Annotated in this window: 23 protein-coding genes; 11 read left to right on the plus strand and 12 right to left on the minus strand. The window is 72.4% G+C overall.

What is annotated here, in order from left to right:
* Position 1: 1 nt before the first annotated feature.
* The 4 genes from O7616_RS22610 to O7616_RS22625 form a co-directional block, all read right to left on the minus strand.
* A complete protein-coding gene (locus O7616_RS22610) occupies positions 2-1,006 on the minus strand; it encodes an ABC transporter substrate-binding protein (RefSeq protein WP_282259087.1) in 1,005 nt (334 codons plus the stop codon).
* A gap of 23 nt (positions 1,007-1,029) precedes the next feature.
* Positions 1,030-1,965 (minus strand): ABC transporter permease, encoded by a 936-nt coding sequence (locus tag O7616_RS22615; protein WP_282303821.1) that lies wholly within the window; start codon positions 1,963-1,965, stop codon positions 1,030-1,032.
* A 145-nt stretch (positions 1,966-2,110) separates the two neighbouring features.
* Complete coding sequence (locus tag O7616_RS22620; protein ID WP_282303822.1) at positions 2,111-2,827, minus strand: cupin; 717 nt, start codon at positions 2,825-2,827, stop codon at positions 2,111-2,113.
* Positions 2,820-3,164: a cupin domain-containing protein gene (locus tag O7616_RS22625; protein WP_282303823.1), complete on the minus strand. Its 345-nt coding sequence runs from the start codon at positions 3,162-3,164 to the stop codon at positions 2,820-2,822. The genes O7616_RS22620 and O7616_RS22625 overlap by 8 nt, the downstream gene beginning before the upstream one ends.
* Before the next feature lie 93 nt (positions 3,165-3,257).
* Here O7616_RS22625 and O7616_RS22630 point away from each other — a divergent pair, with 93 nt between their 5' ends.
* Genes O7616_RS22630 through O7616_RS22640 form a run of 3 tightly spaced genes read left to right on the plus strand, consistent with a single transcriptional unit; the run spans position 3,258 to position 5,881 of the window.
* Positions 3,258-4,331 carry a LacI family DNA-binding transcriptional regulator gene (locus tag O7616_RS22630; protein WP_282259085.1) on the plus strand — a complete coding sequence of 358 codons (1,074 nt, stop codon included), beginning with the start codon at positions 3,258-3,260 and terminating at the stop codon, positions 4,329-4,331.
* Positions 4,328-5,347, plus strand: coding sequence for a phosphotransferase (locus tag O7616_RS22635; protein ID WP_282303824.1), 1,020 nt, complete (start codon positions 4,328-4,330; stop codon positions 5,345-5,347). Before O7616_RS22630 ends, O7616_RS22635 begins: the two co-directional genes overlap by 4 nt.
* A gap of 48 nt (positions 5,348-5,395) precedes the next feature.
* Positions 5,396-5,881, plus strand: coding sequence for a GNAT family N-acetyltransferase (locus O7616_RS22640; RefSeq protein WP_282303825.1), 486 nt, complete (start codon positions 5,396-5,398; stop codon positions 5,879-5,881).
* Between the two features lie 272 nt (positions 5,882-6,153).
* Here O7616_RS22640 and O7616_RS22645 read toward each other — a convergent pair whose 3' ends face one another.
* Complete coding sequence (locus tag O7616_RS22645) at positions 6,154-7,434, minus strand: MFS transporter (protein WP_282303826.1); 1,281 nt, start codon at positions 7,432-7,434, stop codon at positions 6,154-6,156.
* Positions 7,435-7,559: 125 nt separating this feature from the next.
* Here O7616_RS22645 and O7616_RS22650 point away from each other — a divergent pair, with 125 nt between their 5' ends.
* Positions 7,560-8,762, plus strand: a complete 1,203-nt coding sequence (locus O7616_RS22650; RefSeq protein ID WP_282303827.1) for an FAD-dependent oxidoreductase — start codon at positions 7,560-7,562, stop codon at positions 8,760-8,762.
* The gene (locus O7616_RS22655) at positions 8,759-9,676 is read left to right on the plus strand and encodes an RNA polymerase sigma-70 factor (protein WP_282303828.1); all 918 of its coding nucleotides are present in this window, start codon (positions 8,759-8,761) and stop codon (positions 9,674-9,676) included. The genes O7616_RS22650 and O7616_RS22655 overlap by 4 nt, the downstream gene beginning before the upstream one ends.
* Before the next feature lie 91 nt (positions 9,677-9,767).
* Here O7616_RS22655 and O7616_RS22660 read toward each other — a convergent pair whose 3' ends face one another.
* Positions 9,768-10,328 carry an NAD(P)H-dependent oxidoreductase gene (locus tag O7616_RS22660; RefSeq protein ID WP_282259076.1) on the minus strand — a complete coding sequence of 187 codons (561 nt, stop codon included), beginning with the start codon at positions 10,326-10,328 and terminating at the stop codon, positions 9,768-9,770.
* A 138-nt stretch (positions 10,329-10,466) separates the two neighbouring features.
* Between O7616_RS22660 and O7616_RS22665 the strand changes: the two genes are divergently transcribed.
* Positions 10,467-10,940, plus strand: coding sequence for a MarR family winged helix-turn-helix transcriptional regulator (locus O7616_RS22665; RefSeq protein ID WP_282259075.1), 474 nt, complete (start codon positions 10,467-10,469; stop codon positions 10,938-10,940).
* 12 nt (positions 10,941-10,952) lie between these two features.
* On the opposite strand, the gene O7616_RS22670 is transcribed toward O7616_RS22665, so the two are convergent.
* The 6 genes from O7616_RS22670 to O7616_RS22695 all read right to left on the minus strand — a co-directional run bounded on the left by O7616_RS22670 (position 10,953) and on the right by O7616_RS22695 (position 17,929).
* Complete coding sequence (locus tag O7616_RS22670; RefSeq protein WP_348773830.1) at positions 10,953-11,453, minus strand: anthrone oxygenase family protein; 501 nt, start codon at positions 11,451-11,453, stop codon at positions 10,953-10,955.
* A 49-nt stretch (positions 11,454-11,502) separates the two neighbouring features.
* Positions 11,503-13,242: an IucA/IucC family siderophore biosynthesis protein gene (locus O7616_RS22675; RefSeq protein WP_282307697.1), complete on the minus strand. Its 1,740-nt coding sequence runs from the start codon at positions 13,240-13,242 to the stop codon at positions 11,503-11,505.
* A 101-nt stretch (positions 13,243-13,343) separates the two neighbouring features.
* On the minus strand, positions 13,344-13,952 hold the full coding sequence (locus O7616_RS22680) for a GNAT family N-acetyltransferase (RefSeq protein ID WP_282303830.1): 609 nt from the start codon (positions 13,950-13,952) through the stop codon (positions 13,344-13,346).
* A complete protein-coding gene (locus tag O7616_RS22685; RefSeq protein ID WP_282303831.1) occupies positions 13,949-15,226 on the minus strand; it encodes a SidA/IucD/PvdA family monooxygenase in 1,278 nt (425 codons plus the stop codon). The genes O7616_RS22680 and O7616_RS22685 overlap by 4 nt, the downstream gene beginning before the upstream one ends.
* Positions 15,227-15,278: 52 nt before the next feature.
* On the minus strand, positions 15,279-16,817 hold the full coding sequence (locus O7616_RS22690; protein WP_282303832.1) for an aspartate aminotransferase family protein: 1,539 nt from the start codon (positions 16,815-16,817) through the stop codon (positions 15,279-15,281).
* Between the two features lie 80 nt (positions 16,818-16,897).
* Complete coding sequence (locus O7616_RS22695; RefSeq protein ID WP_282303833.1) at positions 16,898-17,929, minus strand: ABC transporter substrate-binding protein; 1,032 nt, start codon at positions 17,927-17,929, stop codon at positions 16,898-16,900.
* Between the two features lie 157 nt (positions 17,930-18,086).
* Between O7616_RS22695 and O7616_RS22700 the strand changes: the two genes are divergently transcribed.
* From O7616_RS22700 to O7616_RS22720, 5 genes are read left to right on the plus strand one after another with little or no spacing between them, the layout of a single operon-like run.
* On the plus strand, positions 18,087-19,115 hold the full coding sequence (locus O7616_RS22700) for an iron chelate uptake ABC transporter family permease subunit (RefSeq protein ID WP_282307698.1): 1,029 nt from the start codon (positions 18,087-18,089) through the stop codon (positions 19,113-19,115).
* Positions 19,116-19,141: 26 nt separating this feature from the next.
* Positions 19,142-20,170: an iron chelate uptake ABC transporter family permease subunit gene (locus O7616_RS22705; protein ID WP_282307700.1), complete on the plus strand. Its 1,029-nt coding sequence runs from the start codon at positions 19,142-19,144 to the stop codon at positions 20,168-20,170.
* A gap of 29 nt (positions 20,171-20,199) precedes the next feature.
* Entirely contained in the window at positions 20,200-21,012 is an 813-nt protein-coding gene (locus O7616_RS22710) for an ABC transporter ATP-binding protein (protein ID WP_282303834.1), read from the plus strand.
* On the plus strand, positions 21,009-23,063 hold the full coding sequence (locus O7616_RS22715; protein ID WP_282303835.1) for a penicillin acylase family protein: 2,055 nt from the start codon (positions 21,009-21,011) through the stop codon (positions 23,061-23,063). The genes O7616_RS22710 and O7616_RS22715 overlap by 4 nt, the downstream gene beginning before the upstream one ends.
* Positions 23,053-23,604, plus strand: a complete 552-nt coding sequence (locus O7616_RS22720) for a GNAT family N-acetyltransferase (RefSeq protein WP_282303836.1) — start codon at positions 23,053-23,055, stop codon at positions 23,602-23,604. The genes O7616_RS22715 and O7616_RS22720 overlap by 11 nt, the downstream gene beginning before the upstream one ends.
* Positions 23,605-23,662 lie beyond the last annotated feature (58 nt).

A 23,662-nucleotide genomic window follows, 5' to 3' on the forward strand; every position in this document is an offset into this window, starting at 1 on the left:
GTCACCCCTGCGCCGCGTACGAGGAGTCCCAGTACGCGTCCGGCGCGCCCGGGTCCTTCAGCTCCGCGTAGCGGGACATCAGGTCGATGGTCTCGGTCCACTGGGCCTCGGTGTTCACCCCGGGCGGTCCTTCGCCGCCGAGCAGCGGCAGCACGAGGGTGAGTTGCTTGGTGAGCACCTCGGGCGCCGGCTCGTTCTCGGCGAGCGCGGCCATCGCGGTCACCGCGCCGGCCGGGTCGCGGGCGGCGTCGGCCCAGGACTTCTGGGTGGCCTTGACGAACTTGCGGGCCAACTCCGGGTCTTTCTGCAGGGTCTGGGTGTTGGCGATCAGGCCGGTGCCGAGCAGGTTCATCCCGTAGTCGGCGAAGAGCAGGACGTCGACCTTCTTGCCGGTCTTGCTCTCGATGGTGGGCGCCTGGTCGTGGAAGAAGCCCATGATGGCGTCGACCCTGCCCTCGGCCAGCGCTGCGATCTTGCCGGCGGCGTCGACGTTGACGACCTTGACGTCGGTCTGCTGGAGGCCGTTCTTCTCCAGCCAGGCCGGGAAGGTCGCGTAGAGGGCGTCGCCGGGCGTACCCCCGACGGTCTTGCCCTTGAGGTCCGCCGGTGTCTTGACGGCCTTGTCGGCGAAGAACTCCACCGAGGAGGGGCCCTTCTCCAGGTACGCGCCGAGGCTGCGCACCGGCATCCCGGTGGCCACCGACTTGAGCAGCACCGGGCTGTCGGCCCAGCCGAAGTCGGTCTGCTTCTGGGCGACCTGCTTGACCGTGTTGCCCGAGCCGTTGCCGGGCAGGATCTTCAGGTCGATGCCCTCGGCGGAGTAGTAGCCGTTCTGCAGGCCGTAGTAGAACGGCGCGTGCTCGCCGTAGGGCACCCAGTTCAGGGTCAGGGTGACCTGCTTCCTGCCGTCGGCGCCGGTAGTGCCGGCGGAGTCGTCCCCACCGCAGCCGGTGGCGGCGAACAGCAGGGCGGCGGTGACCAGGATGGTGGTGGCGGTGCGTTTCATCGGTGCCTCCGTGATGGGGTCGGTCAGGAGGTGGTCAGGGACACGCCGGCCCGGCGACTGGCGTGCCACGGGATGAGCAGTGCCTCGGCGATCTCGACCAGGACGAACAGGACGATGCCGATGGCGGACATCAGGATCAGGTCGGCGAACAGCAGCGGGGCGTCGAGGTTGCCGTTGGCCAGCAACAGGACGTAGCCGAGCCCTTCGCTGGCGCCGACGAACTCGCCGACCACGGCACCGACCACCGCGAGGGTGACCGCCACCTTGAGACCGGCCATGAGGTGCGGTAACGCGTTCGGGAAACGGATCTTGCGGAAGGTGCGCCAGGGCCCGGCGCCCATGGTGGCGGCCAGGTCGAGCAACTCCGGGTCGGTGGAACGCAGCCCGGCCACGCCGGAGATGACCACCGGGAAGAACGCGATGAGCACGGCCAGGATGATCTTCGGGGTGAGGCCGAGGCCGAACCAGACCACCAGCAGCGGCGCGATCGCGATCTTCGGGATGACCTGTGCGAACAGGACGATCGGGTAGAGCGCCTTGTCCAGGGTGCGGGAGTAGGCGATGGCGACCGCGGTCGCCAGACCCAACGCGGCGGCCAGCACGAAGCCGAGCACCGTCTCGTAGAGGGTGACCAGCGTGTGCCGCGCCAGGTCGGACCACTGACCGGTCATCGTCTCCCAGACCTGGCCGGGGGTGGGCACCAGGTAGTTCGGGACGTACTCCTGGGCGGCCACGAACCACCAGGCGGCGAAGAGGACCGCGAGCACCAGCGCCGGCCGCCAGAGCGAGTCGGCGAAGGCCGCCGCCCGGCGACCGAGCGTCGGCCGGGGCGGGCGGCCACCGCCGTTCGGCGCACCGGACGACGCCGTTTCGTCGACTGTGGTCGGAGCTGCCCGCTCGCTGTCCACCGCCTCGGCGTCGGCGCGCCGACCTGCGGTGTCCAAAGAGTTCTCGGTCACGCGAAACCTCCTCGGGCGCCCGGCACGGCACCGGCATCCGGGCCGATCGGCGGATCAGGCAAACGCTTTCCTGGGAGCGTAGGCGGCACCTCGATGCCGGGCAAGGCCTTTCCTCGATGTATTCGTCCGAGGACGGCAGCACCCGTCAGGAGGCCGCCGGGTAGGTGTCCAGCAGGCCGCACATGCCCAGCCGACCCCGCTCGACCGGCTCGCCCACCGCGTACACGCCGGCCTCGCCCAGGTGCCGAAGATCCCCCCGCTCCAGGGCGTCGAGCTGGTCGCCGGTCTCGGCGGCGGCCCGGCCCGCGCCGGCCTCCCAGCGCTGCCGCCAGCGCGCCAGCAGCGGCTCGCGCAGCGCTACCGCGGCGGCGTGGAAGGCGGCCAGCGCCGTCGGCCCGCCGGACCGCAGCGCCTGGAACCCGGCCACCGCCAGATCACGTCGCCGGTACGCGGCCCGCACGTCGGCGCCCGGCGCTCCCCCGTCGGGCAGTGCCGCCGCGGCGGCGTACGCGTCCGGGTCGGCCAGCACATCGGGCGGGAAGGTCAGCACCGCGTCACCGGCCTCGGGCAACCCGCTGTTCTGCATGAGCACCACGATGCTCAGCCCTCCCCCGTTCACCAGGCGGTGCACGGTGCCCGGCTCGAACCAGACGACCGCACCCGGCCGCAGTGGCGTCTCCCGGAAACCGGCGGCGCTCAGCGTCTGCACCGCGCCCTCGCCGCCGGTCACCACGTACCCCTCGGTGCAGCACAGGTGCACGTGCGGGGTGCCCCCGACCAGCCCGTCCGGGGCGAGGGTGTCGTAGACGCGGAGCCGGGAGACCCCGATCCCGCCGGGCAGGGGCACCGACCGGTCAGGCATCGAAGTACTCGTCGGTGTCGTCCGCCGCCGGCAGCGACACCAGCAGCACGGTCAGGTCGCCGATGGCCCGGTGCCGGCAACCCGGCTTGATCAGGAAGGCGGACATCGGTCGGGCCGGGTGCCGCACGCCGTCCAATTCGACCTCGCCCTCACCGGCGAGCACGATGTAGTACTCGGTGGCGATCCGGTGGTGGTGGGTGACCGCGTCCTGCACCTGGAGCAGGTGGACGCTGGCCTGGCCGTCGCTCTCGGCGATGAAGCCTCGGCGGGTGGTCCCGCACGAGCAGCGCCGGGCGGGGAGTTCGTCGAGTTGAAGTACCGCGAAGCTGTCGGACACGGCCGGGCCTCCCTGCGGGAAAGGGCTTTCTCTGCGGTACCGTGACGCTAGTCGGCACGACGAAACGCCGTCAACAGATCGAGGGGGCGGGCCATGGCGACCCTGTCCGATGTGGCGCGCCGCGCGGGCGTCTCACCCGCCACCGCCTCCCGCGTCATCAACGGCAGCAGCAAACCGGTCACCGACGAGCTGCGTGAGCGGGTGCTCGCCGCCGTCGCCGAGTTGCAGTACGTGCCGAACGCGCACGCCCAACTGCTGGCGCGCTCGCACCGCAGCGCGGTGGGCGTGATCGTGCACGACGTCTCCGACCCGTACTTCGCCGAGATCACCCGTGGGCTGCAACGCGTCGCCACCGACCAGGGCCGGCTGCTGATGATCTGCAACAGCTACCGGGACCCGGACCGGGAGTTGGAGTACGTGGAGCTGCTGCGCGGGCACCAGGTGGCGGCGTTGATCCTGGCCGGCTCCGGCTACCACGACGAGGCGTTCACCAGGCAGCTCAACGAGAAGCTCGCCGCATACGAGGCGACCGGCGGGCGGGTCGCGGTGATCGGCCGACACGAGCACTCCGGCGACGCGGTGATGCCGGACAACCGGACCGGCGGCTACCTGGCCGGTCGGGAGCTGTGCGGGCTGGGGCACCGGGCGATCGGTGTCGTCGCCGGTCCACGGATCCTGACCACCACGACCGATCGGCTGGCCGGCCTCCGTCAGGCCCTCACCGAGCAGGGCCGCGAGCTGCCGGAACGGCGCATCCGGTACGCGGAGTTCGACCGCGACGGCGGCGCGGAGGCGACCGCCCGACTGCTCGACGCCGATCCGGAGCTGACCGCGATCGTGGCGCTCAACGACTCGATGGCCATCGGCGCGCTCGCCACCCTGCGAGCGCGCGGGCTGGCCGTGCCGCAGCAGACGTCGGTGGTGGGCTTCGACGACATGCCGATCGCCCGCGACGTGACCCCGGCGCTGACCACCGTCCGACTGCCCCTCGTCGACATGGGAGCGCGGGCGATGTCCCTGGTGCTCGGTCCCGGGGCACCGGCGCCCCGGGTCGAGGTGCTCGCCGCCGAGCTGGTCCGCCGGGCCAGCGCCGGGCCCGTTCCGCCTGCCGTCCGCGCCACCGCCGGAGCGATGCCGCGCGCACGGCGGGGAGAGGCGGCGACGTGACCGAGGTCAGCCCGACCCAGCGGCGCCTCACCAGCACCGACGTGGCGCATCTGATCAGTGCGTCGTTCGGGCCGCACACCCGGGTCCGGGACACCGGGCCGCTGACCGGAGGTGGATACGCGACGGTCTGGTGGGCGTCGCTCGACGACGACCGCCGGGTGGTGCTGAAGGTGGCTCCGCCGGCCGGGACTCCGCTGCTGCGCTACGAGCGCGGGCTCTGCACGGCCGAGGCCGACTACTTCCGGCTCGTCGCCGACCGTGCGCCCGAGGTGCCGACGCCGGTCGTGTTGCATCACGGCGCCGACGCGGCGTACGGCGAGTGGTTGGTCACCACGATGCTGCCCGGCCGGTCGCTGTCCGACCTGGCCGGGGCCGGTGTCGCGGTCGACGACGGCCCGGCGCGCCACGATCTCGGGGCGGCCCTCGCCGCGGTGCACCGGATCACCGGCGACCGGTTCGGCTACGACGGGGACCGGCCGTCCGGGTCGACCTGGCGGGCCGCGTTCACGGCGATGCTCGACGCGCTGCTCGCCGACGCGTCCGACTGGGACGTCCGGCTGCCGGTCTCCCCGGAGCGCCTGCACACGTTGGTGGATCGGCACGCCGACGTGCTGGACGAGGTGCGTCGCCCGGCGCTGCTGCACTTCGACTGCTGGGACGGCAACGTGCTGGCCGCGCCCGACGCGGACGGCCGGCTGCGGCTGCGCGGTCTGGTGGACGGCGAACGGTTCCTCTACGGCGATCCGCTGCTGGACCTGGTCTCGCCGCTGCTGTACCGGCGGGTCGAGGACGACCCGGAGCACCCGTTGCTGCGCGGCTACCGGGCTGCCGCCGCCGAGCCGCTGCTGCTGGACGCCTCGGCGCGTCGTCGGCTGGGTCTGTACCGGCTGCATCTGTACCTGCTGATGACAGTGGAGATGCCCAGCCGTGGCATGACTGCTCGCACCCACCCGGGGCGGCACGCCCGACTGACGGGTCTGCTCGATGAGGAGATCGCCGCGCTCGCCACGAGCTGACCGAATTCTCGTTGCTCCGACGCCGGGCCGCCGCCTAGCGTGCTGGCCGTGCGGATTCGGGATTTCGAAGCGGCGGACTGGTCGCAGGTGTGGCCGATCATCCAGGAGGTGATCCGGGCGGAGGAGACCTTCACCTACGACCCGACGATGACCGCCGAGCAGGCGTACGCCGTGTGGGTGGAGGTGGCACCGGGCCGGACGGTCGTCGCGGTGGACGGCGAGCGGGTGCTGGGCACCGCGAAGATGGGCGCCAACAAGCCGGGGCCGGGAGCGCACGTCTCCACCGCGAGCTTCATGGTCGCCGCCGACACCCGGGGCCGGGGCGTCGGCACCGCGCTGTGCCGCGACGCCCTGACCTGGGCCCGCGAGCAGGGGTACGCGGGCATGCAGTTCAACGCCGTCGCGGAGAGCAACAGGTCGGCGGTGGAGCTGTACCGGCGGGAGGGCTTCGCGGTGATCGGCACGGTGCCGGGCGCGTTCCGTCACCCCGCCCTCGGCCGGGTCGGCCTGCACGTCATGTACCAGGAGTTCTGACCGGCTTCCGCTCGGAGCCCCGTGGCGGTGGTCGGGTCCTGTGGAGCTGATGTCACAAACGAATCGGGACCCGCCGCGCCGCCGGTGCGTCTACCGCCACCCGGCGCGATCGATCCCGCCACCCCGGCGCGACCGCCCCCCGCCACCCCGGCGCGACCGCCCCCCGCCTCCCGGCCGCGATCGCCCCGCTACCCCGGCGCGACCGCCCCCCGCTGCCCGGACCGGCCCTTCTCAGACAGGTGAATCGTTTGTGGCATCAGCTCGACAGGGCCTCAACCGCCGACGGTGCCGCCGGCCGGGGCCGCGCTCAGCGCCGACGGCGCCGCGGTCGGCTCCGCTCCGGCGCGGCGGATCGGGCTGAAGAGGCCGCCGACCGCGACCAGCAGGCATCCCGCGCCCGCAGCGAGGGTGACCACCGCCACGCCGTATCGACCGGCGGCCCAGGTCAGCACGACCGCACCGGCCGGGCCGAGGGCGTAGTGCGTGCTCCAGAAGGCCGACGTGACCCGGCCGAGCAGGTGGTCGGGGGTGATCTCCTGGCGCAGCGACATCGAGCAGATCCCGCCGACGCTCACACAACACAGGTACACGGCGGTCAGCGCGGTGACCGCCGGCACGCTCGTCGCGAGGCCGACGCCCGCCACCGCGAAGCCGCAGACGGCGTGCGCGCCGATCCAGGTGGCGCCGAATCCGCGTCGTCGGCGCAGCGGGGCCACCAGTAGCGCACCGGTGACCGTGCCCAGCGCCGCCAGCCCGAGCACCGTGCCGACGGTGCCCTCGGAGCGGCCGAGGTCATGGGTGACGTGGTAGATCAGCACGTCGACGAAGCCGTAGGTCAGGAAGATGAAGACCGACAGCAGGACGGTCAGCGCGCGCAGGACGGGCTGCCGCCACAGGAACCGCGCCCCGGCGAGGAACTCGACCAACGGGCGCTCCCGGGGGCCGGTGTCGACAGGTGCGGGGCGCAGACGGATCAGCCACAGTCCGGCGGCGGAGAGCGCGAAGCTCGCCGCGTTGACGGCGACGGCGGTCGCCGGGCCGAAGCGGGCCGCCACCACACCGGCGAGCAGCGGCCCGAGCACGGCGGCCGCCGCGTACGTCGCCTGCAACCGGCCGTTGGCCTCGGTGATCCGATCCCGGTCGACGAGGTTGCGCACCGCGGTCACCGCGGCGACCTGGAACACCATGCCGGCGGCCTCGCAGATCGGCAGCACCACGAAGAGCAGCCACACCTGTGGGCCGGCGAGCCACGCCAGCGGCACCAGGCCGTAGAGCACCAACCGGGTCAGGTCCGCCACGATCATCAGGGTGCGGCGGTCGTACCTGTCGACAAGCACGCCGCCGAAGACCCCGGCGGCGACGGACGCCGCACCCGCGACGGCGGTGAGCAGGCCCATCCGCGCCACCGACCCGGTCGCCTGGAGGACCAGCAGCGGCACCGCGAGATAGGCGAACGAGTCGCCGGCCGCCGAGAGCGACTGCGCGACCCAGTACGTGCCGAAGGTGCGGTCCCGCCACAGCGGTGCCCTACCAGCGGCGCCTGATCGGCTCATCGCGTCAACGCTAGTGGGCACAGCCGTACGACGCAGGCCGTGGCGGGCGTCACATCGCACCGATGTCACGAACCGACGCGCGCCCCGCATCTCGTGGTCGTCAACCTGATCAGAGAGGCGAAACAATGAGTGCGTCACATCGACAGGCCACGGCGGGCCCGCACCGCGTTCTGATCCTGGGCGCGGGCTACGCGGGCATGGCCGCGGCGACCCAACTCGCGGCACGGACCAGGCGGGCCGACGTACAGGTGGCCGTCGTCAACGCGCGGGAAAGGTTCACCGAGCGCCTCCGGCTGCACATGGCGGCGACCGGGCAGCAGCTCGCCGAGCTGGACATCCCCGAACTGCTGGCGGTGACCGGTGCGCAGTTCGTGCGCGGCTGGGTCACGGCAGTCGACGCGCAGGCGAAGACCGTCCGGGTCGACGACAGCCGGGAGCTGCGCTACGACACCCTGGTCTACGCGTTGGGCAGCGTGACCGACACGGCGGCGGTGCCGGGCGCCGAGGACCACGCGTACACCCTGGACGGCCCGAGCGGCGCGCCAGCGCTGGCCGACCGGCTGGCCCGGCTCGGCGGCGGCACCGTCGTCGTCGTCGGCAGCGGGTTGACCGGTGTGGAGGCGGCTGCGGAGATCGCGGAACGACACCCGGGGCTCGACGTCACGCTGGTGGGCCGGCAGGATCCCGGCGCGGCCATGAACACGAAGGCCCGAGCGTACCTGCGGGCCGCGCTCACCCGCCTCGGTGTCCGCGTGCTCAGCGGCGCCCCAGTCACGGCGGTCCTTCCCGACGGGGTGGTGCTGGCCGGTGCGGAGACAGTGGCGGCGGACGTCGTCCTCTGGACGGCCGGGACACGGGCGGCGCCGCTGGCGGCCGCCGCAGGTCTGACCGTCGACGAACGCGGCCTGGTGGTCACCGACACCACGTTGCGGTCGGTGTCGCACCCCGACGTGTACGCGATCGGCGATACGGCCGCGATCCGGCAGAGCTACGGAGTTCTACACGGCACCTGCCAGAGCGGCATGCCGACCGGCGTGCACGCGGCGGTGTCGATCGCCCGCACGCTGCGGGGTCGGCGGCCCAAGCCGTTCCGGTTCGGCTACTACCACACGCCGGTGAGCCTGGGCCGCAACGATGCGGTCGTGCAGTTCACCCGCCCCGACGACAGCCCTCGCCGAGGATGCCTGACCGGGCGGACGGCGGTCTGGTACAAGGAGACCGTGAGCGCCTCGCCCTGGCCGACCTACCGCCGCATGTCCCGGCTGCCCTCCTCCGGTGCTTTCTGGCCACGCGGCGGTCGCTTCACTCGGGTGCGGGACGCGCGGTGACCCACCCGCCCGACGTCGACGAGCAGGTGTTCCACAGTCATCGCAACCTGCTGTTCTCGGTGGCCTACCGGATTCTCGGGACCGCGGCCGATGCCGAGGACGCGGTGCAGGACGCCTGGATCAAATGGTCCTCGGCGGACCGTTCCCAGGTCGCGGATCCCAAGGCGTACCTCGCCCGCATCGTGTCGAACCTCGCGATGCAGCGATTGCGATCGGCCCGACGACAACGCGAAATCTATGTCGGACCGTGGTTGCCCGAGCCGATCCTGACCGACGGGGACACCGCCGACGCCGTCACCGACGCGGAGTCCGTGTCGATGGCGATGCTGGTGGTGCTGGAGACTCTCAGCCCACTGGAACGTGCGGTGTTCGTCCTGCGGGAGGTCTTCGCGTTCAGCCACGCGGAGATCGCGGTGGCGGTGGAGCGCTCCGAGGCCGCGGTCCGGCAGACCGCCCACCGCGCCCGCGAGCACGTACGGGCCCAGCGGCCACGTTTCACCGCCGACCCGTCGCAGCAGCGCGGCGTCACCGAGCGATTCCTCGCCGCCTCGACCGGTGGCGACATCAACACCCTGCTGGAACTCCTGTCCCCGGACGTCACGTTGTGGACGGACGGTGGTGGGAAGGTTCGCCAGGCCCTGCGTCCCATCCGAGGCGCGGATACGGTCGCCGCCTGGTTCGCGGCCATCGGCACCGTCCCCTACCAGGGCGTTGCGCCGCACGACATGCGCGCCGACCTGGTCGAGATCAACGGTGGACCGGGACTGGTGTTCAGCGGTGCGGGCCGGGTGGTCGCCACCGTCTCCTTCGACATCGACGCCGGCGGGCGGATCGTCACCATCCACAACGTCGCGAACCCGGACAAGCTTCGGGCGGTCGCCGAGGGCACCACCCACCCACTGGCGACGCGTTGAGCGCAGCGGGGCTGGGCCCGCGCACTGGACGCCGGAACGCACGGAAACGGCCGCGGGATGGTCCCGCGGCCGTTTCCGAGGAGCGGAACGCTCAGGCCTTGCGCAGCGGAGCGAGCGCGGCGCTCCAGGCGACCACCTGGTCGAGCGTGGTGGTCAGCGCGTCCTGCTGGAACGGGCCGGGCTTGAAGGTGCTGAAGTTCTCGAAGTCGGTGAACAGCGACAGCGCGACCTGCGAGCGCACGTCCGCCATCTGCAGCTCACCGGAGATCAGCCGCAGGTGCTCCACGGCGCGGGCGCCGCCGACCGAGCCGTAGCTGACGAAGCCGACGGCCTTGTTGTTCCACTCGGCGTACAGGAAGTCGATGGCGTTCTTCAGGGCACCCGAGGTGGAGTGGTTGTACTCCGGGGTGACGATGACGAAGCCGTCGTACGAGGCGATCGTCTCGGCCCACCGCTTGGTGTGCGGCTGGGAGTACTGGCCCATCGAGGGCGGGTACGCCTCGTCGAGGTGCGGCAGCTGGTAGTCGAGCAGGTCGATCAGCTCGTACTCCGCGTCGTTGCGCTGCTTGGCGATCTCGAGCACCCAGCGGGCGACGGCTTCGCCGTTACGCCCCGGACGGGTGCTTCCGAGGATGATCCCGATCCTGGTCATGTGTGGCGCCTTTCAGAGGGTCCTTACCTGACGGCGAGAACGCTAACCGGTGCTTGATTGGTCAAGCAAATACCTCGCCTATGGTCGTCGTCACACGGAGGGTAACCATTTGCTCAGTCAAACAAGTATGATATGAGGATGTCCAACCCCTCCGCGGAGACTCCGCAACCCCTCACCCCTGACGAGGAGGCCCTGGTCCGCGCCCTGGGGCAGGTGATGTACACGCTGCCCCGCACGATCGACGCGGACATGGTCGGTGACCGTCAGCTACCACTCACTGAGTACACCGCCCTGATGAACCTCTCCGAGGCACCGGACCGGCGGCTGCGCATGCACGAACTCGCCGCGCTCTGCTACCTGTCGCTCAGCGGCATGACCCGCACGATCATCCGCCTGGAGACGCAGGGCCTGGTCAAGCGGGAACGCTGCGAGGAGGACGCCCGGGGCTGGAACGCCGTCCTCACCGACGCGGGCTTCGCCCGCCTGGAAGAGTCCTGGCCCAGCCACCTGGCCGCCGTCCGTCGCCGGTTCCTCCAACACTTCGAGGGTCACGACCTGGCCCGGCTGGCACGCGCGTTCCGGCAGGCCGGTGCGGCGGAGCCGACCGACTGAGCCGCGACCGGCTCAGCCGGACTGCCGTGCCGCCACCACCAGGGCCCAGGCCAGCAGCCCGAACGCGCCGGTCGACGCGACGGCCCGCACCACGTTGCCGCGTACCCAGGTGCTTTCGAAGCGTTCCCGCACCGCCGCGAGGTCGGCGACCCGGTCGACGTCGCCGGCGCGGGCCAGCACGTTGTTGAGCGGCACGTTGACCACCGCGGTGACGCCGAGCACCACCAGGTAGGCCAGCAGCCCGGCGACGATCCACGGCAGCGCCGCCCGGCGGTCGGCGCCCAGGTGCAGCGCCGCCGCCAGCAGCGTGAACAGCAGCGCGCCACCGAAGCAGACCGCGAACCACCCGTTGAGGATCGACTCGTTGATCCGCTGCATGGCGAGCACCAACGTCCGGTCGTCGGCACGGCCCAGACCCGGCATGACCGCGTACGCGAAGGCCGCGAACAGCCCGGCGGTCAGGCCGGTCGTCACTGTGGCGGCGAACAGGCTCACGGTGCTCAGGAATCCCATGGGCCCCATTGCACCCGTTCGCCCGCCCGCTGACCAGACCCCGGCACGGTCACCGGGCCGGGGCGTGGGCGGCGAGGGGGTTGGTGAGGGTGCCGACGAACTGCAGAGCCGCCGACGGGTCGGCCAGGTCGACCATCTGCTGGTTGTTCCGCAGTTGGAGCCGGTTGAGGCAGGACAGCGTGAACTCCGGTGCGAACAGGTCGTAGTGGCGGACCCGCTCGGCCAGGTGCGGCACCCGGTCGAAGTAGTCGGCGGCGCAGGCCGCGACGGTACGCCAGAGGTCGTCCTCGGCGATCACGCCGGCCTCGACCAGGACCGCGTTGAGGTGGCGCAGGAAGCAGTCCACCACGTCGGTGAAGATGCTCAGCAGCTTGGTGTCGTCGGGCACGTCCACCCGGATCCGCTCGACCGCCTCCGGCAGCTCGACGTCGGCGCTCATCACCGCGATCTCCTCGGCGATGTCCTTGAAGATCACCCGCTCGACGGTGTCGTTCTCGTCGAGGACGAGGATGACGTTCTCGCCGTGCGGCATGAACGCCAGGTCGTGGGCGTAGAAGCTGTGCAGCAACGGGGTGAGGTAGGCGTCCAGGTACCGGCGCAGCCACACCTCGGGCGTCAGCCCGGACCGGGCGATCAGCGCCGCCGCGAGCGACCCGCCGTCGGCGTCGACGTGCAGCAGCGCGGCCATGGTGGACAGTCGACGCCCCGGCGCCAGGTCGGGCACCGGGCTCTCCCGCCACAGGGCGGCCAACATCTTGCGGTACGGGGAGGTACGGTCGGTCGCCGCCTCGTACTGCCGGTGCCGGTAACCGACCGCGGCCCGCTCCCGGATCACGGTCAGACCGGTGCCGGTCAGCACCTCGTCGCCGGCGATCAGGTCGGCCAACCAGTCGTTGATCGCCGGGGTCGCCGCCATGTACGCGGCCGACAGGCCCCGCATGAAACCCATGTTCAGCACCGACAGCGCGGTCTTCACGTAGTGCCGGCTCGGCTCGCTGACGTTGAAGAACGTGCGGATGGACTGCTGGGCCAGGTACACGTCCGGTCCGGGGCCGAGGTGCACCAGGCGGCGCTCGGCCAGCTCCCCGGCGAAGGTGACCGCCAGCTTGTTCCACCACTGCCACGGATGCGCGGGGATCAGGTGGTAGTCGGCCAGGTCCAGGCCCAGAGCGGTCATCGTGGCGGCGAAGCGGGCCCGGGTCTCCGCGTCCAACTCGCCCTCGATGAGCCGGTCGTAGTCGAGGTCGGCGGCACTGCTGAACGTCGAGTGGTCCCGGTGCGCGGCGAGCCACTCCAGCCGGACCGGCGCGGCGACCTCCGGGGCGTAGCTGTGGTACTCGTCCACGCCGAAGCCCAGCCGACCGTTGTTGGCCACGAAACACGGGTGGCCCTCGGTCATCGACGTCTCGATGGTCTGGAAATCGGCCTCGGCCAGCTCGGCGGCGCTCGGCGCGGCCTGCGCCAGCTTGTACGCGGTGCCGGCCAACGTCGAGGTGATCTCCTCCAGGTAGACCGGGAGCACCCGCGCGGAGAGCCCGAGGGTGCCGCGAAGCTCGACGACGAGGTCCACCGCGTCGGGCGGCAGCGACGTGCCGTCGCGGTGCCGGGTGATGCTGTCCGCGTCGATCTGCCAGTGCTCCAGGGCGAGCACCCGGGCGGCGAACCGGTAGCTGACCGTGTCGTCGTCGCTGCGGACCTCGTACCACTGGCGGTCGTCGGGGCCGGGCACGGACTGCGGGGTGAGCAGCCGTTCGTGGGTGAACTCGGCGAGCGCCTTGCGGACCAGCAGCCGGTTGGCCCGGGCCCAGCGCTCCGGGGTGAGGTGGCCGACCGGGCTGCCGGCGGCGTTCCCGGCGGTGGCGGACGTCGGGGTGGGGACGGCGGTGGCGGTCACGCCGGGGCTCCTTCGGTTCGGGTGGTGGCGGCGCGATCCGCTGCGGCGCGGGCGACGGCGGCTTCGAACTGTGCACGGGTGCAGACGCTGAGCAGGGCGTCCTTCTCCGGTTTGGCGATCGGGCCGACGACCTCGAACCCGACGGCCGCGTTCAGCGCGTGCACGGCGGTGTTGCGGACGTCCGGTTCGACCACCACCCGCCGGGTCGTCGGGTCGGCGAAGAGCCAGGCCATGACGGTGGTCAGCACCGCCCGGGTGAAGCCGTGCACCGGCGTGCCGACCGGGGCGCAGAGGAAGTGCATGCCCACGTCACCGGGTTCGTGGTCGTAGCGGCCGACCAGCTCGACGTGGGCCGGGTCGTACCGTTCGGCGAGGAAGGCGGGACTCCCCCGCCACAGCCCGAGGTACGCGTCGTGGTGCGGGTGCGCGGCGATGCGCGCGTACTCCTCGGTCACCCGGGCCTCGTCGGCGTCCTGCATCAGCCAGAACGCCGCCTTCGGGTGGGTCACCCACCGGTGCAGCAGCGCGGCGTCGGCGTCCGGGTCGAGCGTACGCAGAGCGAACTCACCGAGCCGGTCGTCGACGCGGGCGAAGACGACGCTCACGACGGCACCCCGAACTCCTGGAAGGTGATGCTCTTCTCGATCGGGTAGTGCTCCCGGCCGAGCAGCTCGCGGATGATCCAGGAGTTGCGGTAGGGGCCCATGCCCAGGTCCGGTGACGTGATGCTGTGCGTGTGGGTGCCCGCGTTCTGCAGGAAGATCCCCCGCCCGCCGTGGTCGATGCTGTAGTTGCGGGCCACGTCGAAGCGGCCGTGCGCGTCCCAGCGGATCCGCTCGCGCACCGGGTCGAGGAACTCCGGCACCCGGTAGTGGTAGCCGGTGGCGAAGACCAGGCCCTCGGTCCGCAGCGTGAAGTCGCGCTCCTGCTCCACCTGACGCAACCCGAGGGTGTACGTCCCGTCCTGGTGGTCGGCGCCGACCAGCTCGGTGTTGGTGAGCAGGCGGGTGTTCACCGGCCCGTCGACGCTGTGCGCGTACAGCAGGTCGAAGATGTCGTTGATCAGGTCGGAGTTGATCCCCTTGAACAGACCCTTCTGCTCGCTCTCCAGCCGGTAGCGGGTCGCCTCGGGCAGCGCGTGGAAGTAGTCCACGTAGTCCGGTGAGGTCATCTCCAACGTCAGCTTGGTGTATTCCAGCGGGAAGAACCGCGGCGAACGGGTCACCCAGTTGAGCTGGTAGCCGTACCGGTCGATGTCGCCGAGCAGGTCGTGGTAGATCTCGGCGGCGCTCTGTCCACTGCCCACGACGGTGATGCTGCGCTTGGTGCGCAGCGCGTCGCGGTGCTCCAGGTAGCGGGAGTTGTGCACCGCGTCGCCGGGCAGCGCGGCGACGGCGTCGGGCAGGTAGGGCGGGGTGCCGGTGCCGAGCACCAGGTGCCGGGCCCGGTACTCCACCGTCTCGCCCGCGCCGGTGTCGGCCCGGACCACGTACCGCTCGTCGGCGGAGTCGTACTCCACGGTGGTCACGGTCTGACCGAAGCGCAGGTTCGGCAGTTTCGCCGCCGCCCACCGGCAGTACGCGTCGTACTCGCTGCGCAGCGGGTAGAAGCTCTCCCGGATGTAGAACGGGTAGAGCCGGCCGATCTCCTTGAGGTAGTTCAGGAAGGAGTACGGCGACGTCGGGTCGGCGAGGCTGACCAGGTCGGCGATGAACGGGGTCTGCAGCCGGGCCGACTCCAGCAGCATGCCGGGGTGCCAGGCCAGGCTGGGGCGGGCCTCCAGGAACACCCCGTCCAGGTCGTCGATCGGCGCGGTGAGGCAGGCCAGGCCCAGGTTGTACGGGCCCAGCCCGATGGCGACGAAGTCGTGGGTGGACATGCGAGTCTCCAAGTGCGGTCGGCGTCAGCCGACGTGGCGGGTCAGGTCGGCGTCAGCCGACGTGGCAGGTCAGGTCGGCGGCCGTGTGGTCGTGCACGTACCGGCCGGCGTGGTGGGCGATCAGTTCCAGCACGTGGTCGACGTCGTCGACGGTCGTCGCCGGGTTGAGCAGCGTGAACTTCAGGAAGTGGTGCCCGTCCACCCGGGTCCCGGCGACCACGGCGAGGCCGGACGCCGCGAGGGCCTCCCGGGCGTGCAGGTTCGCCGCGTCGGCAAGCTCCCGGCCGGGGCCGGTGGGCAGGTAACGGAACACGACGGTGCTCAGCTCGGAGCGGGTCACCACCTCGAACCGGGGGTCCTCGCTGACCAACTGCCAGGCGTCGGCGGCCCGGTCGACCACCTCGTCGAAGAGCGCGCCGAGCGCGTCCGGGCCCATCACCCGCAGCGTGAGCCAGAGCTTCAACGCGTCGAAGCGGCGGGTCGTCTGCAGGCTCTTGTCGACCTGGTTGGGGATGCGCTGCTCGACCATCCGCGCCGGGTTGAGGTAGTCGGCGTGGTACGTGGCGTGCCGCAGGGCCCGCCGGTCGCGGACGAGCAGCGCGCTGGAGCTGACCGGCTGGAAGAACGACTTGTGGAAGTCGACGGTGACCGAGTCGGCCCGCTCGATGCCGTCGAGCAGGTGCCGGCGCGTCGGCGAGACGAGCAGACCGCAGCCGTACGCGGCGTCCACGTGCAGCCACACCCCGGTCGCCGTGCAGATCGCGGCCAGCTCCGTCAACGGGTCGATCGAGCCGAAGTCGGTGGTGCCCGCGGTGGCGACGACAGCCATCACCACCAGCCCGGCCTCCCGGCACCGCGCGATCTCCGCACTCACGGCGGCCGACCGGATCCGCCGACGGCTGTCGGTGGGGACCACGATCACCGCGTCCGGGGAGAGCCCCAGCAGTTTGGCCGACTTCTGCACGCTGAAGTGACCGGCGGCGGAGGTGAGCACCCGCAGCCGGGGCAGCAGCTCGGCGCGGGCCGCCGGGCCGATCGCGTCGACGCACGCCTCCTCGCGGGCCAGCAGCAGCGCCTGGAGGTTGGACTGGCTGCCGCCGCTGGTGAAGACACCGTCGGCGTCCGGGCCGAGCCCGATCCGCGCGGCGGTCCAGTCGATCAGCCGCCGCTCGATGAGCGTCGCCCCGGCACTCTGGTCCCAGGTGTCCAGTGAGGAGTTGACCGCGCTGAGCACCGCCTCGCCGAGCAGCGCCGGGATGGCCACCGGGCAGTTGAGGTGGGCGAGGTAGCGGGGGTGGTGGAACCACACCGCGTCGCGCAGGTAGACGTCCTCCAACTCGTCCAGCGCGGCGCCGGTGTCACCCAACGGCCGGTCGAGGTCCACCCGGTCGACCAGGGGGGCCAGCTCGGCCGGGGTGATCCCGGTGCCGGGCCGGTCGACGGTGGCGACCCGGCGGGCGACCCGGTCGACGCCGTCGGCGATCGAGCGGCGGTACTGCTCCACCGACGCGTCGTGCAGCAGGTGGGCCCGCGCGGCGGCGGGCGTCGGTGACGGCGCGATGGTCTCGACGGGGTACGTCGGCACGGTCACGGGATGTCCTTCCACGTTCTCGACGAGGGCAGCGGAGACCCACCCCGGGCGCGGCGGTGCGCCCGGGGGTGACGGGTGGTTCAGCTGACCTTCTTCGCGTTCCGGATGGCGGTGGCGAGGTTCTCCAGCAGCGGCGCGGAGCCGGCGTACGAGAAGCGGGGCACCGCGTCCCACGGGGTCACCTGGTCGGCCTTGACCGCCGGCAGTTGCTGCCAGGTCGGCTTGGCGGCGAGGTCCTTGGGCTGAAGCGCGGTGCTGCGGTTGTCCAGCAGGATCAGGTCGGCCGGGAACTTGGCGGTGTTCTCCCAGCTCAGCGCCTCGAAGTAGTCGCCTGCTTCGAGCTTGGTGGGGACCACGATGTCGACGCCCAACTCGGCGAAGTACATCAGGTCGGTGCTGACCTTCGGGTTGGAGACGTAGAAGAGGTCGGGGCTGCCGGAGCAGGCCATCACCTTGATGCCGGGGTTGGCCTTGACCGCCTGCCGGACCGATTCGGCGGCGGCGTCGAAGCGGGCCTTCGCGTCGGTGACCTTCTTGGCGGACAGGTCCGCGCCGAGCGACTCGGCCAGGGCGGCGTAGCGCTCGATCGGCTTGGTCATCGGCACCCGGGCGGTGGTGATCGCCACGCTGGGCGCGAGCGGGAGGATCTTCGCCTTGCTCTCGTCCGGCACGTACCAGAGCGCGTCCGGGTCGTACATGTGGGTGACCAGCAGTTCGGGGCGTAGCGCCGCGTACTTCTCCAGGCTGAACTCGCCCCACACGTTGCCGAGGATCTCGACGGCCTCGATGTCGAGATCACCGGCCTGCGGGTCGGCGGTGCCGTCCGCACGCTTCGTTTCACCGAACACGCCCACGAGCTGCCTGTCGAGACCGAAATCGATCAGGGCCGCCGCCACGCCGGTGAAGGCCACCACACGCGTCGGCCGGGCCTTCGCCTCGACCTTCGTGCCTCGGTCGTCGGTGAACGACCAGGGGCCGTTTCCGTTGCCGGCGGCGGGCTTCGCGGTGTCGTCAGTGCCGCAGGCGGCGAGCAGGGTGGCCAACGTGGCGGCACCACCGGCGGCCAGGAGGCCACGGCGGGAGAGACGACGTGCGGACAGGGCATCGGGCATGGTGTTGTCTTTCGATCAAAGGTTGGCCGGACTCGACCGGGGCAGCGGGGTTAGGTTAGCCTAACCTCGGTCATTGTCAACAGCGGCTGGTCGTGCCGCCACCACTCCGGAGCCCACACTGGACGCCACACCCACCGTCACCAGACCGGCACCACGTGTGCCGGACAGGGCCCCGGCGGTCTTCCCGGTTCGACGCGGCCGTCAGGCGGCCCGCGCCGCGGGCCTGATCGCCGCCGTGACACTGCTCGGAGTGATCGTGCTGCTCAGCATCGCGGTCGGGGCGAAGGCCATGCCGCTCGCCGACGTCTGGTCCGGGCTGCTGCACCGCGACGCCGCCGAGTACGCGGTGGTGCACCGGATGCGCCTGCCGCGTACCCTCCTCGGGCTCCTCGCCGGCGCCGCGCTCGGCGTGGCCGGCGCCGTCATGCAGGCCCTCACCCGCAACCCCCTCGCCGACCCCGGGCTGCTCGGCATCAACGCCGGAGCGTCCGCGGCCGTCGCCACCGCCGCCGCGTTCCTGGGCGTCACCGCCGTCGGCGGGTACGTCTGGTTCGCGCTGCTCGGCGCGGCGGCCGTGACCGCCCTCGTCTACGCCGTCGGCGGCGGACGTGGGGCCACCCCGGCCCGCCTCGCGCTGGCCGGAGCGGCGCTCAACGCGACCCTCTACTCCTACGTGATGGCGGTGATGCTGCTGGACACCACCTCGCTGGACCGGCTGCGGTTCTGGACGGTCGGCTCGCTGGCCAGCGCGGACACCGCGACAGTGCAGCGGGTGTTGCCGTTCATCCTCGTCGGCCTGCTGGTCGCGCTCGGTGCCGCCCGCCCGCTGAACGCGCTCGCCCTCGGCGACGACGCGGCGCGGTCCCTGGGCGCGCGGCCGGTGCTGATCCGCGCCGCCGTGATCGTGGCGGTCACGCTGCTGTGCGGTGCGGCGACCGCCGCCTGCGGGCCGATCGTCTTCGTCGGGCTGCTGGTGCCGCACCTCGTCCGCGCCCTGACCGGTCCGGACCTGCGGTGGCTGCTGCCGTACTGCGCGGTGCTCGCGCCCGCGCTGCTGCTCGGCGCCGACGTGCTCGGCCGGGTGCTGGGTCGACCGGGAGAACTCCAGGTCGGCATGGTGACCGCCGTGCTGGGCGGCCCGCTCTTCCTGTGGCTGGTCACCCGTCGACGGGTAGCGCAACCGTGAGCGCGCGCACCGGCCGGCTCACCACCGTGACCACCCTCCGTACCCCCGGGGGTTTGTCGCTGCGGTTCCGTCCCCGGGCGCTGGCCGTCGGCGTCGGCGCGGCGTCGCTCGCGGTCGGCCTCGGCCTGGTCGCCCTGGGCAGCGGTGACTATCCGATGGGCCCGGCCGACGTGCTGCGCACGCTCGTCGGCGGTGGCACCCCGGCGGAGCAGTTCATCGTGCACGAGCTGCGACTGCCCCGACTGGTCACCGCCCTGCTGGTGGGCGCGGCGCTGTCACTGGCCGGCGCGGTGTTCCAGTCGCTGGTCCGCAACCCGCTGGGCAGCCCGGACATCCTCGGCTTCACCCAGGGCGCGTCGGCCGGCGCGCTGGTGGTGGTCGTCCTCGGCGGCAGCAGCCTGGCTCTCGCGGGCGCGGCGGTCGTCGGTGGCCTCGCCACCGGGCTGGTGATCTACGCGCTCGCCTGGCGGCGCGGTGTGCACGGCTACCGCCTCGTCCTGGTCGGCATCGGCATCGCCGCGATCCTGACCGGCGTCAACGGCTACCTGCTGACCCGGGCGCCCCTGATGGACGCCGCCCGCGCGGTGCTCTGGCTCACCGGCAGCCTGGACGGGCGAGGCTGGGCGAACGCCGGGCCGCTGCTCGGCGTCCTGGTCGTGGTGGCACCAGTGGTCCTCGTCGTCTGCGGTCCGGCGCTGCGGATGATGGAGTTGGGTGACGACACGGCCGGCGCTCTCGGGGTGCCGGTGCGCCGGCTGCGCCTGGTGCTGCTCGCGGCGGCGGTCCTGCTGGTCTCGTTCGCGGCGGCCGCCGCCGGGCCGGTGTCCTTCGTGGCGCTCGTCGCGCCGCACGTGACGAAACGGCTCACCCGGGCGCCCGGCCCGAACCTGCTGCCGTCGGCGGCCGTCGGAGCGGCGCTGCTGGTCGGCGCCGACCTGGTGGCCCAACGCGCGTTCCCCGGGCACCAGCTTCCGGTCGGCGTGGTGACCGGAGTGATCGGCGGCGGCTACCTGGTCTGGCTGCTCGCGACGGAACGCCGGGCGGGTCGGCTGTGAACACCCGCGAAGCCCTCGAAGGAGCACCCATGCACCCCGGCACCTCCCGGCTCGGCGGCACCGCGCTGACCCTCGCCTACGACCAGCGCACCATCGCCGAGGACCTGACCGTCGCGGTGCCGGACAACTCGTTCACGGTGATCATCGGCCCGAACGCGTGCGGCAAGTCGACACTGCTGCGCGCGCTGTCCCGGATGCTGCGGCCGAAAGCCGGCACCGTGCTGCTGGACGGGCGCGACATCCACGACCAGCCGGCTCGCACCGTCGCCCGCACCCTCGGCCTGCTCCCCCAGTCGTCGATCGCGCCGGACGGCATCAGCGTCGCCGAGTTGGTGGCCCGGGGGCGCTACCCCCACCAGGGGCTGCTGCGGCAGTGGTCGCGCGAGGACGAGCGGGTGGTCGAGGAGTCGATGGCCGCGACCGGCGTCGACGACCTCGCCGACCGGCCGGTGGACGAACTCTCCGGCGGGCAACGGCAGCGGGTCTGGATCGCCATGGCGCTGGCCCAGCAGACCCCGCTGCTGCTGCTCGACGAGCCGACCACGTTCCTCGACATCGCCCACCAGATCGAGATCCTGGACCTGTGCGCCCGGCTGCACGAGGAGCAGGGACGCACCCTGGTCGCGGTGCTGCACGACCTTAACCACGCGGCCCGCTACGCCACCCACCTGATCGCCATGCGCGACGGCCGCGTGGTGGCCGCCGGTAATCCGGCGTCGGTGGTCACCGCCGATCTGGTGGCCGAGGTGTTCGGGCTGCCCTGCCGGGTCATCGACGACCCGGAGACCGGCACCCCGCTGGTCGTCCCCGCCGCCCGCCGTCGCGCTGTCGAGCCCGCGTGAGCACCGGGCGTTTCCGCGACCGGTGGGGCGTGCCGCACCTGCGTGCCGACGACCCCCTGACGCTGGTGGCGGCGCAGGGGCGGGTGACCGCGTACGACCGGGCCTGGCAGATCGAGGTGGAACGGCACCGGTCGCAGGGCACCAGCGCGGCGTTCCTCGGCGTCGACGCGCTCGACTGGGACCGGTTCGCCCGACGGGTACGACTCGACGACACCGCACGCCGCTGCCACGCCGTGCTCGACCCGGCGACCGCCGAGTGGGTGGGCGCGTACGTCGCCGGGGTCAACGACGGCCTCGCCGCCGGGGCGGCCCGCGCGCCGGAGTTCGCCGCGACCGGGCTGCGCCCGGGCCGGTGGGAGCCGTGGACGCCCCTCGCCGTCTGGCTGGGCCATCACATCCTGTTCGCCGGGTTCCCGAGCAAGCTCTGGCGGGAACACGTGGCGCAGCGGCTCGGCCCGGACCTCATCGAGGCGTTCGCCACCGACGGACCGGCCGTCGCCGGCAGCAACGGGTGGCTGCTCGCCGCCGAACGCACCGGCACCGGGGGCGCGCTGCTCGCCGGTGACCCGCACCGGTTCATCGAGGACCCGGGGGTCTACCAGCAGATCCGGTTGGCCTGCCCGGAGTACGACGTGATCGGGCTGGCGGTGCCCGGTGTGCCGGGCATCGCGCACTTCGGGCACACCGGTCCGGTGGCCTGGGCGATCACCAACGCGATGGCCGACTACCAGGACCTGTACGCCGAGCGGCTGCGCCGGCAGGACGGGCGGGTGCAGGCCCTCGGCCCGGACGGCTGGCAGCCCGTGCACCGCCACGTCGAGACGATCGAGGTGGCCGGGGCGAGCCCGGTCGAGGTCGAGGTGCTGGAGACCAGCCGGGGTCCGGTGATCGTCGGCGGGTCCGGCGACGAGACGGCGATCAGCCTGCGCTACCCGCCCCGGGTCCGCGCCGAGCTGGGGTTCGCGGCGCTGCCGGAGCTGCTGCGCGCCCGCACCGTGACCGATGTGGACCACGCGCTGCGGCACTGGGTGGAGCCGGTCAACGTGGTGCAGGCGGCGGACACCGCCGGTGGGCTGCTGCACCGGGTCGCCGGGGCGGTGCCGGTACGGCATCCGGACAACGGGCGGCGGGTCGTGCCCGGCTGGGACGACACGTACACCTGGCAGGGGTGGTACGCGCCGATGCCCCGCGCCGAGGTGGTCGGTCGGGCGGTGATGGCCAACGAGCGCGGCCTGGCTGCACCACTGGGGGTGGAGTTCTCCGCGCCACACCGGGCGCGCCGCATCGCCGAGTTGCTCGACGCCGGTCGGGGCTGGACGGCCGACGACATGGCCACCGTGCACACCGACACGTACCTCGGCTCGGCCGGGCCGCTGCTGGCGGTGCTGGCCGAGGCGAGCGGGCTCAGCCCGAAGGCCGCCGCCCTGCGCGACCGGCTGCTGCGCTGGGACCGACTGATGACCGCCGACAGCGTCGACGCGGCTGCCTTCGCCACCGTGCGGGCGGCCGTCGTACGGCGGATCGCCACCCATCCGGCGCTGGCCGCGCTGGCCGAGCCGCCCGCGTACCCCGAGGTGTTCGCGCCCTGGTTGGCGGTGACGCCGCGCGTCGGGTACGCGCTGGAGCACCTGCTCGGCGGCAGCCCGCTGCCCGGCGTGGACCCGGCGGCGGTGGTGCGGGCGGCGGTCGAGGAGGTCGCCGACGCGGCGGCCGGGCCGGTGCGCTGGGGGGACCTGCACCGGCTGGCGGCCTGGCGGGCGCTGCCCGACCCGGACGCCGGCCCCGGCCCCCGACTCGACGGCGACCACGACTGTGTGCTGTCCACCTCCAGCGTCCCCGGGGTCACCCACTGGTGCTTCCGCGGGCCGGCGGCGCGTTTCGTCTGGGACCTGGCGCGGCGCACGGACAGCCGCTGGGTGGTGCCGCTGGGCGCGTGTGGAGTGCCCGGCCATAGGCACCACGACGACCAGAGCCCGGCCTGGTTGGCGGGCGAGCTGCTACCGATCGTCACCGACTGGGACCGACTCGTGGAGGAGCCCGATGAGCACTGATCGACACCACTACCGCAGCGAGGTCGACGGATTCGGGACGATCACCATCCGCCCGGTGCGGCCGGACGAGGACGTCGACCTGCTGCACGGCTGGGTCACCCAGGACCGGGCCCGGTTCTGGGGGATGCGGGAGGCGAGCCGGGAACGGGTGCACGAGATCTACGCGTACCTGGACTCGCTGGTCACCCACCACGCGTACCTGGTGCACCGCGACGGCGTGCCGGCCGCGCTGGCGCAGACCTACCAGCCGGAGGCGGACCCGGTCGGCGAGTGCTACGAGGTACGCCCCGGCGACATCGGCGTCCACCTGCTGATCGGGCCACCCGTGACGGTCGAGCCCGGCTTCACCGGCGCGTTGTTCGGCACGGTCCTCGACTTCGTCCTCGCCGATCCGAGCCGGCAGCGGGTGGTGATGGAGCCCAACGCCCGCAACGACCGGGCCATCGACCGTTTCCTGCGTACCGGATTCCGGCCCGGACCACTGATCGACCTGCCGGAGAAGCGCGCCCGCCTGCTCTTCCTGGACCGACCGACGGGCTGAAACGGACCGGCCGCCGGTCGGGCTGCGTGAGGCAGCCCGACCGGCGGCCGGTGACCGC

This window comes from Micromonospora sp. WMMD964, from assembly GCF_029581455.1.
Lineage (GTDB): Bacteria > Actinomycetota > Actinomycetes > Mycobacteriales > Micromonosporaceae > Micromonospora.

Excerpts from the sequence above, each read along its gene's own strand:
- O7616_RS22710 (WP_282303834.1), top strand. The coding sequence starts at position 20,200 with ATGCACCCCGGCACCTCCCGGCTCGGCGGCACCGCGCTGACCCTCGCC.
- O7616_RS22630 (WP_282259085.1), top strand. The coding sequence starts at position 3,258 with ATGGCGACCCTGTCCGATGTGGCGCGCCGCGCGGGCGTCTCACCCGCC.
- O7616_RS22665 (WP_282259075.1), top strand. The coding sequence starts at position 10,467 with ATGTCCAACCCCTCCGCGGAGACTCCGCAACCCCTCACCCCTGACGAG.
- O7616_RS22670 (WP_348773830.1), bottom strand. The coding sequence starts at position 11,453 with ATGGGATTCCTGAGCACCGTGAGCCTGTTCGCCGCCACAGTGACGACC.
- O7616_RS22695 (WP_282303833.1), bottom strand. The coding sequence starts at position 17,929 with ATGCCCGATGCCCTGTCCGCACGTCGTCTCTCCCGCCGTGGCCTCCTG.
- O7616_RS22720 (WP_282303836.1), top strand. The coding sequence starts at position 23,053 with ATGAGCACTGATCGACACCACTACCGCAGCGAGGTCGACGGATTCGGG.
- O7616_RS22645 (WP_282303826.1), bottom strand. The coding sequence starts at position 7,434 with ATGAGCCGATCAGGCGCCGCTGGTAGGGCACCGCTGTGGCGGGACCGC.
- O7616_RS22650 (WP_282303827.1), top strand. The coding sequence starts at position 7,560 with ATGAGTGCGTCACATCGACAGGCCACGGCGGGCCCGCACCGCGTTCTG.
- O7616_RS22660 (WP_282259076.1), bottom strand. The coding sequence starts at position 10,328 with ATGACCAGGATCGGGATCATCCTCGGAAGCACCCGTCCGGGGCGTAAC.
- O7616_RS22620 (WP_282303822.1), bottom strand. The coding sequence starts at position 2,827 with ATGCCTGACCGGTCGGTGCCCCTGCCCGGCGGGATCGGGGTCTCCCGG.
- O7616_RS22685 (WP_282303831.1), bottom strand. The coding sequence starts at position 15,226 with ATGTCCACCCACGACTTCGTCGCCATCGGGCTGGGCCCGTACAACCTG.
- O7616_RS22610 (WP_282259087.1), bottom strand. The coding sequence starts at position 1,006 with ATGAAACGCACCGCCACCACCATCCTGGTCACCGCCGCCCTGCTGTTC.